We start from the raw sequence: 15,171 nt of genomic DNA on the forward strand, positions 1-15,171 counted from the left end.
CACGTCAACCTGACGAAGCTTCGTGACAATCTCTTCTGCCTTATGTCTTTTCGCTGCCATTTCAATGTCCTTCTACGGCTCATAAGCCATACTTCATGAAGGATCACTTTTCAGGGGGCAGACCACAAACAGACCCAGGTCCACAAACGGAAGTGTCGTCCGCCTATGGCACGGCTTAAAAATTATCCTCGAGAGGGCCCAAACTGGGCCTCTCAAATAATAATTTTTTAAATCGTTATTTCACTGTAAAAACAATGGAAATATTAAGCGAGTTAAGAAGCTTTCTCCACTTTATTGCCCCATAATTTATTAATCGTTTGACAATTTTTATTTAACCATCTAAAAGACAATTATCGATATTTTCTTGCTGAGCTTTGCTTGCTGCGCGATTAGCACCGTGCGATGAACGAAAACTCCCTTTTAAAAATCGTTTCGTCTCTGCGTTTTTCTAAACGCGGTTTTTAATATACTATGAAAGGGGTTCAAATGAACACCGGCACAGTTAAATGGTTTAATGCAGCAAAAGGCTTTGGCTTTATCCAGCCTGAAAACGGCGGTTTGGATGCGTTTGTTCACATCTCCGCTGTTGAGCGAGCGGGTATGCATACGCTCAATGAAGGCCAGAAACTGACTTATGATCTGGAACAGGATCGCAAGTCGGGGAAAATGTCCGTTTGTAATTTGCAGGCGGCTTGAATGAAGTTTCTTCTTTCTCGTGACCACGGATGTACTGGCACAAAAGAAAGAAGTTGACTTTTGGGGTCGGGCTATTGCCCGACCTTTTTTGGTCGGCAAGGGGGCCAACACGAAAGAGAGATTAAAATGAATAACCATGAAGAGAATATCGGCCTTACCATTCCGAACACTAACTTTAGCGTGGCGAAACATGCTGTTGCTACGCAGCGCGATATTGAAGACGCGCACAAACAGATGTCATCACCCTCAGAGGATTGGTCAAAGCTTTCCAATATACTTAGACGGTCATGCGGAGGCTCATCGCGAAAACGTTCTTTTCGTAGATAGGCAATATTTGAGATAATGGCTTATGATGCCGTCCCTACTTCCGTGCGCGGTTCTCGTATCGGGGCTTTTCTAGACATGTCTCAAATTAATTTCAGCCCACCGCTGATAACGAATACTACAAACGCTGTTCCGATACCACTGATCACAATCCACATGATCCTGGAAAGCGTTGACTGGATGCTTTTGACCGAGCTTTCCAACCCGGAGAATCGCGTATCGATCCGCGCATCCATCGCCACCCACTTTTCATCATGGCGAGCGCTGTCTATGTCTCTCTGGCGCTGCCAAGCTTCCAGTGTCGTCAATCTCTGATTACTCGTTTGCGCCGCATGTTCCAGCCCCACGACGCGGGCGCGAAGATCGGTTTCATTGTCCGGCATGTCCATCACTTCCAGCAGCCCCGCCGTTTTCCGTTTTCATCGTTGCCTTCAACCCGTTCCGCTGCTGGCCGGTCCACTTTGGTCAGCGCGACCAGACCGGCAGGCGATAGGTTATTCTGTCTCCACCCCGCGCAGCTCGTCGCACTGGTCGACTGACAACCCGCGACGACGAAGGGCAAGAACACAAAAATCAAAATCCGTAAGCCCGCGTAATTTTTCATCGTCCTTGCCCCTTTCCTTTTCGGCTTTGACGGTTTCGCGCAATTGCTCAGAAACGGCTTGCTGACGACCTTCACGCTTTCCGGTGAGATATCCAGCCGCCACAAGCAGAAACGCCGCCAGAACGGCAGCGAGCGAGTATTTCAGCCATGACGGGACCAGTTTCCAAAGCGCCCCCATCAGCCGATTTCCGCCTGTAGGTCTTTCACGGCCTTGAACAGATCAGCACGGCGCTTGATGCCGTAGATCGCAAATCCGATGATGGCCGCACTGAAAAGAAGCTGGACGCGCCAATCGAGGCCACCAAGGAACGACCCCGCACCGCTGATTGCCGACATGATGCCAGCACCGGCCCATGTCCAGACTGTCTTGCTCTTGGATGGTTTTGTTCCAAGCTCGCCGGGATCGGCAACGACAGTCTTTTCGACCGTGACGACTTCGGGAACGGCAACGACCGGCTGAACGGCGCCAGCGGTTTTGACCTTATTCAGAACCGCTTCAACCTTGGCCGGGGAAACAAGCGACTTATTCAGCGCATCGCCAGAATAGTAGCTCTGGCCCCGCTTTAGATCGCGGTGAGCGCCCTTTGTCGCGGCAAGTACCGGGAGAGAAGCCCATTCCTGTGCAAGACGCTTGCCGAACTCCGTGCGGGTGATCTTTCCAGCCACATAGTCGTCGTATCCGCGCCGCTTCAACAGATGATAGGCGAGCCGGTCTTGCAAATTGGCGTCGAATATCTGTGTACCACGCAAGCCCAATTCACGAGAAAGGTCTTGCAATGTGTCGCGCATGAACTGGTATCGGCCCGACGCCGACGATTTGAAACGCTTGGTGAAAGACGCCTGCGCATCAACCAGTTCGCCAAGGGTCATCTGTGTGATTGGCTTCGGTAACTTGTCCTGATTGTTACCGTAAATCACGTCATAGCCGCGAGGGGCTTCTACCCCGCCAATAAAGTCGAGCAGAAGCGCCGCACCGGCTGGCACGGTTTTATCCATGGTCTTTCCTTTCGGCATAAAAAAAGCCGCTCGAAGGCGGCGTCTGGGTGGATTCCTACTGGTGATCTACAGTGAGGCGGCAGGTGGCCCGTAATCGCCAAGGTCGCGTTCCGGCGCGCTGCCGGCATCCTTCTTTTTGCGACGGTCCTTTCCGGCATCTCCTGCGGGTTGCTTGATCTGCAGGCTGGTTGTCGAGCCACCGTTGCGGCTGGCGCGGTGGCGTGCCGAACTGATGCGATATTGCCCGTCAACGCCAGCGCGTGCGCCAGACAGCACGAAAGTACATTCCGCCTGCGCTTCGACGGTCAGGTCCATCTCAACGCTGCCTTCGCCGCCTTCACGTTCAGCCTCGCGCTTGCGTGCATCGCCGATCTGTCCGGCCTGATCTTCATCTGCCGCCATTGAGCGCACAACGTTGGTGGATTCCGGCAAATCACGGTCGAGAGAAAATTCCACATCCTTGCTTTTGAAGGATGCGTCCTTGCGGTCGAAATATCGCACCTTGGCCTTGGTGAAGGTTTTCCGGCCCTTAAACGGGGCTATGTCCCACGAAATAATGTTTTGGCCGACAACACCCAGGATGACCGGCAACGCTGCCCCCGTGGCCGCTTTGCCTTCACCGCGGCGCGCCAAGACTGATTGGTCGCCTCTGATCTTGAACGTGCCGCCGAGTTCCCGCGCGATCCGCTCGCCAATGTGGATAAAGCTTTCTCCATCTGCCGCCCAATAATCCCGGTAGATTTTCGCGAATTCGGGGTCCAGTTTGATACTTGCGAGCCCGGCTCGCTTGGCGGCCACATCGAGAAATTCCTGCAAAGTCGCATCATCCTTATGGAAGGTGAGAGGTTGCTTTACCTTGCCACGACTATCGAACCCCTTGGCAGTGACTCTCAGAAGGCGCCCGCCGCCGCGCGAACCGGAGGAGCGCGCGCTGTCGAGCGTGCCGAGGAATTTGGAGACGCCTTGCAGAAACACTTCGATAGATGCCCCGTCGCGCGGTAATGCGATCTGGCCCCCGTTGTCATCGAAAGTGAGAGAGCAAGTGTCCGACGATTTTCCCTCATTGTCGGATATCTCGATATCGATCAGGTATGACTGCATGGCCGACGTCATATCGATGCCGTCGACCACCACTTTCCAGCTAACTTTCCAAGCCATGTTACTATCCGAACAGCGAGACAACTTCGCGGGTCTGGCCCACATTAACTGGGGGAAGGTCGGGCAGAATGATTTCTGTTCCCATCGGAATGACGGTGCCGAGGCGGGCCATACCCACATTCAGCGAAAGAGCCCTTTCAAGAAGGCCGCGTCCTCGCACGCCATATGTGCGCCATAACAGGAGGTCGAGGGTAATACCCTCGCCCTTGATGGTGACTGTTTGCATTTGGTTGCCCTTTAGAAAATGCCGAACAGCGAAAGCAGGCCAGAAATGATTTGCTGTCCAGCCCCGGCATCCGGCTGGACGCGCGTCATGGTGATGGTGTGTTTCACAACGAAGCCGACACCGCTGCGCGTGAGGTCGGAGTGATTTTCAGTCACGTTCGTAATAGCAAACCAGCCAAGCCGGGTGCCGTCACCACGGTGAAGCGGAAAGCGGGTGCCGTTGCGGCGCATTTCATGCACGATTTCCAGTTCTTCCAGACCGCCGATCTTGGCTGGCAAAATCTGCCCGGACAGGGTGATTTCGTCATCGCCCTCGCCGGTAAACTCCTTGCCCGGCGGGGCGTTGATAAGGGCCTTCGATGCGATCTCGGCAGATGCGCTGCGCTGCATTTCGTCAATACTGAAAGGCCGCGTATCGATGGTAAGAGTTCCAAGCATGTATAGCATCAGGACACCGCATATTCCATGTCCGCCTGGATGCCATCGCTTTCCATGCGGAACCGCCTTTCGATTTCAGATATGACTTTCTGGGCTAATGTCTGTTCGTCCATGCCCGGGGCACCATGCACGTGCAGTTGCCCGATCTGGAAGCCGCCGCCACTGCCGGCGATGGATGCGATGCCCTCGTTCGGGATGATCGTTCCGGATCGGTTTGCCGTAAAAAGCTCAGGGCCTTTTTCACCGACGAGATAAGTGCGCCCTCCAACAATCGGCCCGCCCGCTGCTCGCGCTCCTGACAATTTTGGGATTCCCTGCGCCCATGTGGGAAGGTTGGGGTCAGAAGGTAAATTGGCTCCGCCCAAAGCTGTCGTGCGGACTGCATCACTGTTTGTAAAGTTGGCAATTGCGTTCTTCAGCTGCACGGCTTTCTCATAGGCCGACTGGAATAGGCCGATGATAGTGCTCATGCCTGATGCAACGGAATTTACCCCAGACGCAACAGCACCGCCGATTACTTCGCCCCATGCGCGCCAGTCGGCGGTTGAAGCTTGCAAGGGACCGATCAACCCGGAAATGCTATCCCAGAGGCGCTTTGCCAAATCGACAATAGGCTGCAATATCGGCTGGACGGGCGCAAGTCCGGTCTGGAAGCCTTCCCCGATCCCGGTAATCAACTCCTTAATGCCCTGCCAGTTGTTATAAATCCAGGTGCCGGCCATGGCGATGCCCACCACAATTGCGCCGATGCCGCTGCCGATAAGCGCGATTTTCATTGCTCGGAAGGCGACCGAAACAAGACGCAAGGGATTGAGTAACCCCACCAGCGAGCGCCCCATGATCGACAGCGCCGCCCCGTTGCCAGCCATTGATGCGGCAGCGATGTAGCCGATCATTGCCGTGCGAACGGCGCGAAGAGCGGCAATCACTGGCACGAAGATTATCGACAGTCCGGTCAATCCGGCGCGCAGCGCCTTGAGCGACAGGATCGCGCCGGCAAGAAAGCCGCCGCGCATCCACAGCAGGCTGAATTGAGCGGCAATAGCCGCAATTCGCAACCCAACGAGCGCTGCGGATGTTGCAACGATAGCGACGGTCAATTGCGGGTGGGCCTCAGAAAATTCAGCCATCCTGTTCACGATCGGTACAATAATGTCAGCCAAGCTGTTCAGGGCTGGAAGTAGGGCCGAGCCAATAGCAAGAGCGATGTTCTCCATGGACAGTCGGAATCGTCTGGCTGCAATCGCACTGGTTTTGAGACGGCGCTCATAGTCCTGCTGTACAACGCCCTGTGCTTTCATCGCGCTCTCGCGAATGCGGCGGTATTCCTCCATATTCTGGATGAGTGGCCGTAGCCCCTGCTGCACCTGGGCATCCTGAAACAGATCGCCGAGTTTACCAAGGTCGCCCTTCAGGGTTCTGTTGGTGATTTCGGCGATGGCCTCAATTGGCGTAAGGCCGGCCTTAGCCGCTTTCTTCATCTCCTTCTCAAGGTTGACGCCCATTTTCTGGAACGCTTTTCGGGTCAGCGGGGCGTTGATCTTTTGAAGGACGTTCGAGAGGTTTGTTGCGGCAGATGCGCTGTCGCCCGTGCCTTTGCGGACAATCTGAAGTGCGGCTGACAAGTCCGCGACGGCGGGTACGCCCTGTTGTCCCAGCGCCTGATAACCCGCGCCGAGTTGCGGGAAATATTTCGCCATATCTTTCAATTCGAAAGCGCCGTCCTTGCCAGCCTGCGCCATGGCATCCAAAGCGCCGGAAAGCTGACTGGTGGGAACTTTCAGATTGCTTAGAGCGGCGTAGCCAGCCTGCGCAAGATCGGCAATCTCCGCATTATAGGCCGTAGCCGTTCTGCCGATTGATGGGAGCAGGCCGAGCGCATCTTCGCGGTTCGCGCCCATTCCAGCCAGCACATCCATACCGTCCGCCATGGCGGAAGCCGACTGATAGGTATCCCGTGCGACTTGTCTGATTTCCCGTCCGAGTTCGGGAAGGGTGGAAATTGGAGCTTCGATTTTCTGCGCGATATCTTCGAGCTTCGTCTCGAATTCGGTTGCCGCTTCGACAGGAGCTTTGAACGCACGATAAAGCGCATAAGCCACCGCCGTCGCTTCCACCATGCGCCCGCGCATGGCATCGAGGCGTTGATTATTTTGTGCCTGTATTTGCTGAAGCCGGGAAAGAGAGGCGGCGACGGCCTTCGATGGCCCTGAAATGCGATCCATCAGGCTGAGGATCAATGTCGAGGTAACGACAGCCATAGCAACCTCTTATCGTGCGGGAGACTTGTTTTCAGACCGAACGACGCGGGCGAGGCTGCCCGAATAGTCGAGCAGCTTGTCGATGTCCCATTCTTCGATCTGGTCAATCGGGGTGTGCAGGTTCCGGGCGACCGCCGTCAGGACGTCGCGCCAGGCGACGGTTCTGTCCCCGGCTTGGGTTTCCCGGCCCCGGACTTTCCCATGAGAGGGGCAATCCTTTCTCCGATCGTTTCCATATCTTCGATATCAAGTTCCTTGATCAGTTCGACATCAACATCAGCGAGCGCTGCAAAGAGCAGATAGCCGGCAAGGGCTTCGCTTTCGACACCTTCAGCTACCAGAGCATCCTTCGCTTTCATGCGGCGAAACGTTAGTTCCTTCACCTCGCCACTTGCATAGGGCACGGGGTATTCAAGGGGGACAGTTACGGAAGTTACCTTGGTCATTGTTCAATCCAATTCAACGTAGAGGTTACGCGCCAAGCGCGCGGCGAACATCGGAGAAGCGATCGACACCGCCGGTGCGCAGGATGCGCTCCCAGAAGTCGACGTAGAAAAGCTCTTCACCGTTGAGGGTGAATTCGTAGTGGGTCACTTCCTTGAACACGTGGTTGCAGCCCATGAAGTCTTCCGGCGAACCTTCATCAGGAGTCCATTCGGTGATGGCACCCTCAATAATGGCCCGGGACGGGACAAGCTTGCCGGTTTTCTTGTCCTTCACGGCACCTGCAAAGACCCATCGGCTGACTTCGCCAAGATCGCGGAAAATATCCGTGTCGAACCCTTTGACCTCCATGGCCGGTTCCGGCGCTTCAATGCGCGGCTGGGAGAAGTCGACGCTCATGACACCGCCGCCCGGATTGTGGGTCGAGGTAATGAACTTCAGTGACGGGATGGTGAGCTTGGAGACAAGATTGGCGCGTGAGGAACCGGCTTCTTCGGCGCGGCGAACGTCGACCGCCACCATCTGGTAAAGCGTTTGCATGAGATTCCCTTTCGGAATTCGAGACAGGATGAAGGTCAGGCGAGCGAATTGAGGCGGGCGACGATCTCGGCGACGAGACCTTCGACCGCAGGCCGGTAGCGGCTCACCTCATGATTTGCGACCTTGAAGGATGGCGCCGGCTCAATCCCGATATTGACAGTCAGATGACCGAGCCGGATTTTCTCCGGGCTGTTCTTTTCAGCAACGAACTTGACTTCGGAGCCGAGAATGTCGTCGTCAATCTTGTGATCGCGCAGCATGAATTTCAGCGAGTTTAGCCAAGCTTCCGCAGCGTCTGCTGTGATTTTCGGGCCGAGAAACTGCCGGGTGATCTGCGCCATCTTGACGGTCAGATAATCGGCACCGCGAACCTGGTGGATTTGCTTCCAGAGTTCACCCGTATCGGTGTTGTCCGTACCGATGAAAACGAAACCGCCATCGGCAATCGCTCCATCCACGCCGGTTTCGCCACGCGCCACGATGGAGACATTGCTTTCGAGCAGCATCTGCCCTTCTGACGAGCCGTCGAACAGAGAAAATGGGATGTTGCGGGAAAGCCCGGCCAGACCCTGAATAGGCTGGTTTGCAATCGGGTCGAATGGCCGGCCCCTGTGGGCATTGTCGACAGCCGCGAAAAGACCGGCAACGCGCGGCCCCATCGGGCGGGTTACCAGTTCAGTGCCTTCAAACACACGGGCGGCAACGCCGATTGGCATAAGGCGCTGAGAATTCATCGTCTCGCGCGCCGAGATCGCCGCTTCCTTGCTGGTGTCGTCAACATCGACAGGTGCAATAGCCAGCAGCCGTTCACAAGCTGCGGGCAAGGCGGCAACGACAGGGTTCACCGTGCTATCGTCCGGACGCCACGCAGTGCGGCCAGCCCAGACAATGCGCGGGGTTGCGTTCACCGCCGATGGAATATGTCCGACATTGCCGAGAGCTTCGGCAATCGCTGCGGCCGTCACCGCCGGAGTGGCGCCCTCAGTCACGCGGACCACGGTTACGTCGGCACCTGAGTTCAAGCGTGCAACCTGCGCATTGATGGCCTTGACCGCGTCGGCAAGATAACCCGTGCCGAGATCCGCAACCGCAGCGGGATCGCTTGTCGAGATGCGGACCGGGTCGCCGATAGGATACGATGATGCCGAAGCACCTTCGGATGTTTCGATGAGTAGAATTTTCGAGAAGTCCGCGCCGATTACCGGCAACGGCTCATCATTTGGACGCGTGAAAGTCATGCCGAAAGTCGGTGCCGACATCGGTTGTCTCCTGTCTTTGTCGCCCGCTCTTCGGGCAGACTGTTGGAAAAGAAAAAGCCCGGCGCGACGGCCGGGCTTTTGGGGCATAAAAAAAACGCCTCTAGGGCGGTTCTCGAAAACAGAAGCCGCCCGAAGGCGGCTGTTTTTCTACGTGCGGATCAAACCAAGAGCGTATCCCGTCAAAACAAGAGCGGAGGCCAGAACCCCACGCCCTTCCAGACGCAATCTCTCGCGAACATAGACTAGATTACGACGCTTCTTTTTTCCTTTTGCCGTCCAGACTGTCGCGCCGGGCTTGAAAGTCCAGTCGAGCCAACCTGTTTCGGCTATGTCAAAAATCCGTACATCGTCATTAGCCAAGAATGTGTGATAGAGCGCATGCTGATCGATGTAGTATAGCCGTAAATGGTTATCCAAATAGCTCACTACATCATCGAAAAAACTGGCTCCCTTCGGGTCGGCATAAACCATCGCGCCGAGAACCTGCATTCCTTCGCGCTCAAAAGCAGTTCTCCCGTTCTGATTGCCAAGGCGAAGGTACAAACCGACGTCCCCGTCAATGCGGGGCGGTATTGGCTTCATTACTAGGCTGTCAATGTCGAGAACGACCATTGGACGACGATACGACCGAAGCAACGAAGGTAGGTAGAAAAACCTAAGCGACTGATAGAACACTATCGCCTCGCGTCCTCCGATATCTGCCATGGCGCGAGGATCGGCGACAACTTCGACGCGCATTCGCTTTCGTTCTGGCGCGGCAAAGCCATTTAGGAAGGGAGCGACAAGCTCCACTTCCAGTTCTCGGGCACGTTGTGGAAGACCCGGGCCGGGTTTCGGCGAAATAACAATATGGACGTCGTGTCCAGCAGCTAGGGCCGATTTGGCAAACCCGACAGCATGTTTACGAAAGTAGCGCTCGTCTGACGCCGCCATAACAATAGGCAACGCTGTTGCGAAGTTTGACCCGTCCATGAAAGCCCCCAATAAGCAAAGCTTAAATAACTGCGGCCACGTCACATTTCAATCGAAAATAGAACGCATTCGGCTACAGCTTGGAAGCTTCCAGCCAAAAACTATCCCGCTGTTCCTCGGTCCACTGCATTGCCAGACGGACCGTTTCCGCGAGGGCATGCAAACGGTTGAAGGTATCCGCGCCTATAACAAGCATTTCGGCGGCAAACCGGTCTTGTTCGGTTGGCAACGCGTCTATGATCGCTTGCAACGCCTGCGGGACCGTCCCCGATTTCATGGCCGCGAGGGCTTCTGCGTTCGATATAATTCCAGCGACTGCTAGTTGCTGGAAAAATTGACGTCGGCTTATTTCGTCCGGCACGATATCCGAGGCCCCCGGTATGATTTCGGAGCCGGTCCAAATTGCCCCATAAACTGTTCCGCCGGGGCCAAACGTGAAACCGAAGTCGGTATCAATACCCACAAGCGTATAACCGGCAATTTGCGATTGCTGGAAATCGTCAGTCATCGAAACTACACGGCTATCATCATCGACAGCGATGTAATATGGATGGGGAAACAGTTTGACCAAGTCAAACCAATCGACGCCATCTTTGTTGCGAAATATCCGGACAGGGTATTCTTGTTCAGGTCCGAAGATTGGTTCGCCGTCGTCATTTACGCCGATTTGAATAGGTGGAATTTTGACCCGTTCTGGCGTTTCTATCATCTTCCCGAAGATTTTCATTACCAGCCTCCTAGTGCTCGCCATCCCGCATTAGGAATGTAGATTTGCGGCTGTCTGGCACCGAAATAATACTGATCGCCGCCTTTACGGTACGCGTAGGTGAAGACGTAACCGCTTGGTGCATGCCAGCCTGTGTCCCTCTCCATTGCATGTTCCACATAACCGGCGAAACGAGTATCTGTGACCCGCCAGTTGTCTTGATCCGCAATTGTTCCTTGCGACCAGCCGCCCACAGTATTTGCGTTGCCTGCACTTGCAGCGTAGCCAGCGTTGCCGGTGATATGCATCCAATAGGTTTGGCCATCGGCATAAGCAGCCGGAGAACCGCCACGATACACAGCGCCCGGCATTCGGAGGGTGCCATCAGCCCGAAACTCAAATGCGGCGTGTTCGTTGCCGGATGAATTTAGGTGATGGATTGCAAATCCTGCCGCCGCGCCATTGGAGTAGTTAAGAACACCTGCCGACCAGATACCGCCCCATCCGGGATTTCCGTATTTCTCGGCGATTACAGGCGCATATGATGAACCGGAGAGTGTGGCCGAAGAATAGAACGGTGCGCCTCGTGTCCACATTTGCGCGTATCCTCCGCCTTCGGCATTCGCCAAAAACGAAGAACGACTGCCGGAAACTGTAACGCCGCCAAGCGGCCCGGACAACGTGCCACCCACAAGAGGCAGATAGTCCATTGTTGGTAGCTGCGTTACTGGCACCTTGCCGGAACCGTCGAGGCTGGCGACCCCGTTCGCTTTCCCCTTATCGACAGTCCCGAGAGCATCAAGGTTCCCTCGACCCTGCGCCTTTTGCGCGAGCGAAAAGCTTTGTGCAGCATCGACCCGAACTCGCACTCCCAACGCGTTACTAACGGTGGTAGCGAATTGTGGGTCGTTTCCAAGGGCGTCCGCAAGCTCCTTCAACGTGTCAAGGGCAGCGCCAGAACCGTTTACCACCCCGTCGATTGCGGCCTTAATCGCGGCGGCAATTTCTGCGGCCGTCATGCCGTCAGTAATGCCGTAACCTTCAAGCGTCGTCGGCTTGTCCAGCAAATCAGCAAATGAATGCCTATGTGTGGAAAGCGCCGTCTCCGACGCCTTCAGCTTTGCATCAATCGCGATGATGCTATCCGCGACCTTCTGCATTTCGGCGATCTGGATGCCAACAGGGTTCGGCAAAGCGAACTGGTAGTTCGAGGTCTTATCCTGTGCCATCTATCACACCTTTGAAAGCAGCATACGAAGGTTGGAGATTTCGGGCCGGGCCGCAGGCGTCCCGGTCAGAACTATGCGCGTGCGCGCATCAAGGTTGGCCGCTGGATAGTCAGAACGGGTGAAGGACTGCTCGACAAGGCCGTCACCGAGCGGAGTTGCGCCCGACACGCTGACGGTCTCGTAATTGCCCGGAATGCCGATTTGCACCTGTGCCGATGAATTGGCCGGCAGCTTTGCATCGAACGTGACAAGCACCCGGTTGGCGTCCGTGGCATCCACGGCACGGGTGACGTAATCCGCTGTCGTCTGCAATTCGCCGTCAATGATCTGCACGTTCGGAAACACGAACGGCGTCACCCGTTCGGTTCCACGCAGCACCGCCGCAACCTGTATGGTTTCGTTCTGAATATACTGGTCGAAGCTGATGATCTGCCGGGGCGCGGCGTTGATGACCTCGCCATTGGGCCGGGTCAGCCGAATGACAACATCAACGGATGTATCAGGATATTCAACGCCAGCCCGGATAACCACATCTGACATCCGTGCCGGGGTGAATGCGCCAATAGGCACGATTTTTTCCTTTGGCTCAAACTGACAGCCGATCAGTTCAAACCAGAGGTCGGCCTCATTGTGCACGGTCCAGGTCGAGGCGTTCGAAGATGACAGCAGCACACCAACGGTAAAGGGTTGGCCCGTAATGATGGCGTTCGTGTCGAGGTCAATCTTGCCGATTGCGGCCACGAAAAGCTCGTGCTCTCCATCGTCGGTCAGAACGACAAACGCGAATTCGCGGCCACCGGGAATGAATACCGGATACTTGAAATGCGCCGTGAATATCTCGCCTTCGCGCAGAGCCGTGCCCGGCACGAACGCTTCCGCGATCACTTCCGAAGTCGGCAAGCCCACCTCCACCGTCCTGATCTGCACCAGAATGGAGTTTGAGGCCGAGCCGACCTTTGCGCACATCAGCCGAATGCCAGCCAGACACCAGGACTGCGCGAGCGTAAATGTCTGTGCCAGCGGATCATGTCCTTCGCCGCGCCCGCCACCGTCACCGCCACGACTGATCGGGGTCGAGCTATTGGCGTTGGTGACGTTAGTTACATTCGTGACATTGTTGATCACCGTGTTGTTGATGATCGGCTGCGGCATGCTTTCGGTGGAAGTTTCCAGCGAACTCGTCAGCCGATATTCCTCAACCGTAATCTCGCCACGCCCGATATAGGTGCAGCCTGCATCCGTCCCAACGCTGCCTTCAAAGAAGACAGATTTCGAGCCTGCGGGCACATTGGCGGGAATGGTAAATTCGCCGGTCATCACACCATCCGCATCAGCCGGGCCGGAAACGGTAAAGGCGACTTCGATATCGTCAAACCAGACCTTGGACAGCGCTTCGTTCTCAATAAAACCTTCCAGCCGGAACTTGACATTGCGCGGGCGGATGAACTCGGCGGATATGATCGTCTCGCGGACCTTTTCCACCTGCTGTTCAAGCGAAATCCCCGTGATGTATTCCCCGTCCGACGCTTCAAAGGCTTGCGTTTCCGGTGACGTCCACGTTGTGCGTTTTTCCGTCCAGAAGTCGGTTGACGGCTCAACGCTGGCGCGCCCGGGCATCGGCGTGAAGGTCTGGTATGGGTTGATCTTCATCGACCCACTGCGGCGATTCTGGCGGATAACAACCACTTCGCTATAATCCAGATGCTGGATTTCCATGAAGGCCGGGAACTCATGCAGCGTCGGCTTGATAGGCAGGCGAAGCTTGCCGCCAACGATAGCCGCCGTCTGCGCAATGCCCTGATCGCGCAAGTCATCGTCAATGAATGGATCGACAAACAACCCGCGCTTGGCAGCGACCTCGCGCGAAGAAATATCATTCTTCAGCCGCTCCTGCGCCACCAGATCGTAGACGTCGATCAACATCTTCTCCAGACGCGTGATGCGATCATAGGTGAAGTTGCGCACTTGGGTAATCTCGACGCGGGGCGCACGCCCCCAGTCATTATATATGCGCGCCAGCTCCAGCCGGTCGGAGGGCACTTCTGGCGGGCGGGGGCGCGAAACCGCCGAGACGCCAGTGAGGTACACCATGCCGCCTGAAGGATCGACCGCAATCACATCGATGCGCGGCAGCTTGTATCGATAGTCGAACAGGACATTCGTGCCATTGGCGGCACCCGTGACTGTAATGGTGTCGCGCCCCACCTGATCGGGCTGGATATTCTCGTTGTAACGGTACTTGACCGTATAGGAACTGCCAGGTGACGGTTCCTTGCCAGAAGGCGACCAGTCAATCTGCCCCTGCGAAAGCAGCCAGTCGGCAGGCGTCGTGTAGACGGTAGTGCCTGCCTTGATTTCGAGAATGGCCGTTACTGACGAATGCGGTAGCGGATCGGTCACACCGGCATAAGGGCCATGAACAATCGTATCCGTCGTTTCCTTTTCGACGGTGACACGACGCACCTCGGCTATCGGCGATTTGGAAACGGTGAATGTTTGCGTGCCGCCTGTCTCGGCGGTGAAAGGATGCGGCTCGGCATCGACGTCGCGCAGATCGGGTGTTTCTTCCACTTCGAAGCGGAATGACTGTCGGCGCACGACGCGCCGACCGTTCACATAGGCGGTGCCTTCCGAAACAGAAAATGCCTGCTTGCCTTCGCCGTTCGGACCAAGTTCCGTGACAAGAAACCCGTTATTGACGAAAGAGCCGTTGCTTTCGCGCGTGACGGTTTCCATCGCCTTGTAGATTTCAGAATAATCGACGTTTGTCGAAGTCGTCAGGATGACGCCGTCACGCACCTGGAACACGGAAAGCACCGGCTCCGGATCGCCATCGAGCGAATGCCCCCACCTCACTGTGATTTCGATGCGCGCCGGGCCGTCTTCGGCATAGGCTTCCGTGCCGTCGATATCGCCCTTGAGAGTGGCGTCCTCGATATCCGTCACCAACCGGTCGGAATGGCGAACGCCGATGATGATATCGCCTTTGTTCGGCAGGATGAAATCAGCCGCGGCAACATCGTGCACTATCCCGCCGAGATAGATGGCGCAGGCCGGTATCTGCACACGGATATGATCCTCATCGGGGCCTGCATCGCCTGCGGGAACCGTGACGATAGGATCGGTGCCGTCAACGATACGACCGTCCTGAATGATATATTCGGCCACGCGGCGGGTATGGTCGAGCGAAATATCCTGAATTTCGTTCAGGTCTTTCGATTGAAGATAAAGTGTGCGGTCGGGGAAAGCTATCGCATGACGCTTCTGGGAGCGGTCGTAACGGCTTCCAAAGCCATCACGCTTGATGATGCTGTTCATC

General features: G+C 55.9%; 15 protein-coding genes. 1 reads left to right on the top strand and 14 read right to left on the bottom strand.

The window, feature by feature from the left end; all coding sequences use genetic code 11:
* Positions 1-486: 486 nt before the first annotated feature.
* Positions 487-696 carry a cold-shock protein gene (locus ABWW28_RS18150; protein ID WP_025089587.1) on the top strand — a complete coding sequence of 70 codons (210 nt, stop codon included), beginning with the start codon at positions 487-489 and terminating at the stop codon, positions 694-696.
* A gap of 407 nt (positions 697-1,103) precedes the next feature.
* Here the strand turns inward: ABWW28_RS18150 and ABWW28_RS18155 are convergent, their stop codons facing one another.
* The 14 genes from ABWW28_RS18155 to ABWW28_RS18220 form a co-directional block, all read right to left on the bottom strand.
* Positions 1,104-1,403, bottom strand: coding sequence for a hypothetical protein (locus ABWW28_RS18155; protein WP_043714452.1), 300 nt, complete (start codon positions 1,401-1,403; stop codon positions 1,104-1,106).
* Between the two features lie 111 nt (positions 1,404-1,514).
* Positions 1,515-1,802: a hypothetical protein gene (locus ABWW28_RS18160; protein WP_119040749.1), complete on the bottom strand. Its 288-nt coding sequence runs from the start codon at positions 1,800-1,802 to the stop codon at positions 1,515-1,517.
* Positions 1,802-2,620: a lysozyme family protein gene (locus ABWW28_RS18165; RefSeq protein ID WP_119040747.1), complete on the bottom strand. Its 819-nt coding sequence runs from the start codon at positions 2,618-2,620 to the stop codon at positions 1,802-1,804. Before ABWW28_RS18165 ends, ABWW28_RS18160 begins: the two co-directional genes overlap by 1 nt.
* Before the next feature lie 66 nt (positions 2,621-2,686).
* Positions 2,687-3,778 (bottom strand): phage late control D family protein, encoded by a 1,092-nt coding sequence (locus tag ABWW28_RS18170; protein WP_209439093.1) that lies wholly within the window; start codon positions 3,776-3,778, stop codon positions 2,687-2,689.
* Between the two features lie 4 nt (positions 3,779-3,782).
* A complete protein-coding gene (locus ABWW28_RS18175; protein WP_119040745.1) occupies positions 3,783-4,004 on the bottom strand; it encodes a tail protein X in 222 nt (73 codons plus the stop codon).
* Positions 4,005-4,015: 11 nt separating this feature from the next.
* Positions 4,016-4,441 carry a phage tail protein gene (locus ABWW28_RS18180; RefSeq protein ID WP_353391668.1) on the bottom strand — a complete coding sequence of 142 codons (426 nt, stop codon included), beginning with the start codon at positions 4,439-4,441 and terminating at the stop codon, positions 4,016-4,018.
* 8 nt (positions 4,442-4,449) lie between these two features.
* Positions 4,450-6,702, bottom strand: coding sequence for a phage tail tape measure protein (locus ABWW28_RS18185; protein WP_353391670.1), 2,253 nt, complete (start codon positions 6,700-6,702; stop codon positions 4,450-4,452).
* Between the two features lie 137 nt (positions 6,703-6,839).
* A complete protein-coding gene (locus ABWW28_RS18190; protein WP_119040741.1) occupies positions 6,840-7,148 on the bottom strand; it encodes a phage tail assembly protein in 309 nt (102 codons plus the stop codon).
* 25 nt (positions 7,149-7,173) lie between these two features.
* Complete coding sequence (locus ABWW28_RS18195) at positions 7,174-7,686, bottom strand: phage major tail tube protein (RefSeq protein ID WP_113475147.1); 513 nt, start codon at positions 7,684-7,686, stop codon at positions 7,174-7,176.
* Positions 7,687-7,721: 35 nt separating this feature from the next.
* Positions 7,722-8,945 carry a phage tail protein gene (locus ABWW28_RS18200; RefSeq protein WP_119040739.1) on the bottom strand — a complete coding sequence of 408 codons (1,224 nt, stop codon included), beginning with the start codon at positions 8,943-8,945 and terminating at the stop codon, positions 7,722-7,724.
* Between the two features lie 147 nt (positions 8,946-9,092).
* On the bottom strand, positions 9,093-9,917 hold the full coding sequence (locus ABWW28_RS18205; protein ID WP_119041001.1) for a hypothetical protein: 825 nt from the start codon (positions 9,915-9,917) through the stop codon (positions 9,093-9,095).
* A gap of 73 nt (positions 9,918-9,990) precedes the next feature.
* Positions 9,991-10,644: a hypothetical protein gene (locus ABWW28_RS18210; protein ID WP_209439092.1), complete on the bottom strand. Its 654-nt coding sequence runs from the start codon at positions 10,642-10,644 to the stop codon at positions 9,991-9,993.
* The gene (locus ABWW28_RS18215; protein WP_353391673.1) at positions 10,644-11,852 is read right to left on the bottom strand and encodes a hypothetical protein; all 1,209 of its coding nucleotides are present in this window, start codon (positions 11,850-11,852) and stop codon (positions 10,644-10,646) included. Before ABWW28_RS18215 ends, ABWW28_RS18210 begins: the two co-directional genes overlap by 1 nt.
* A 3-nt stretch (positions 11,853-11,855) precedes the next feature.
* On the bottom strand, positions 11,856-15,170 hold the full coding sequence (locus ABWW28_RS18220) for a DUF4815 domain-containing protein (protein ID WP_353391675.1): 3,315 nt from the start codon (positions 15,168-15,170) through the stop codon (positions 11,856-11,858).
* Position 15,171: the final 1 nt, after the last annotated feature.

Origin of the sequence: Brucella sp. NBRC 14130 (assembly GCF_040371715.1) — a bacterium.
Taxonomy (GTDB): Bacteria; Pseudomonadota; Alphaproteobacteria; order Rhizobiales; family Rhizobiaceae; genus Brucella; species Brucella intermedia.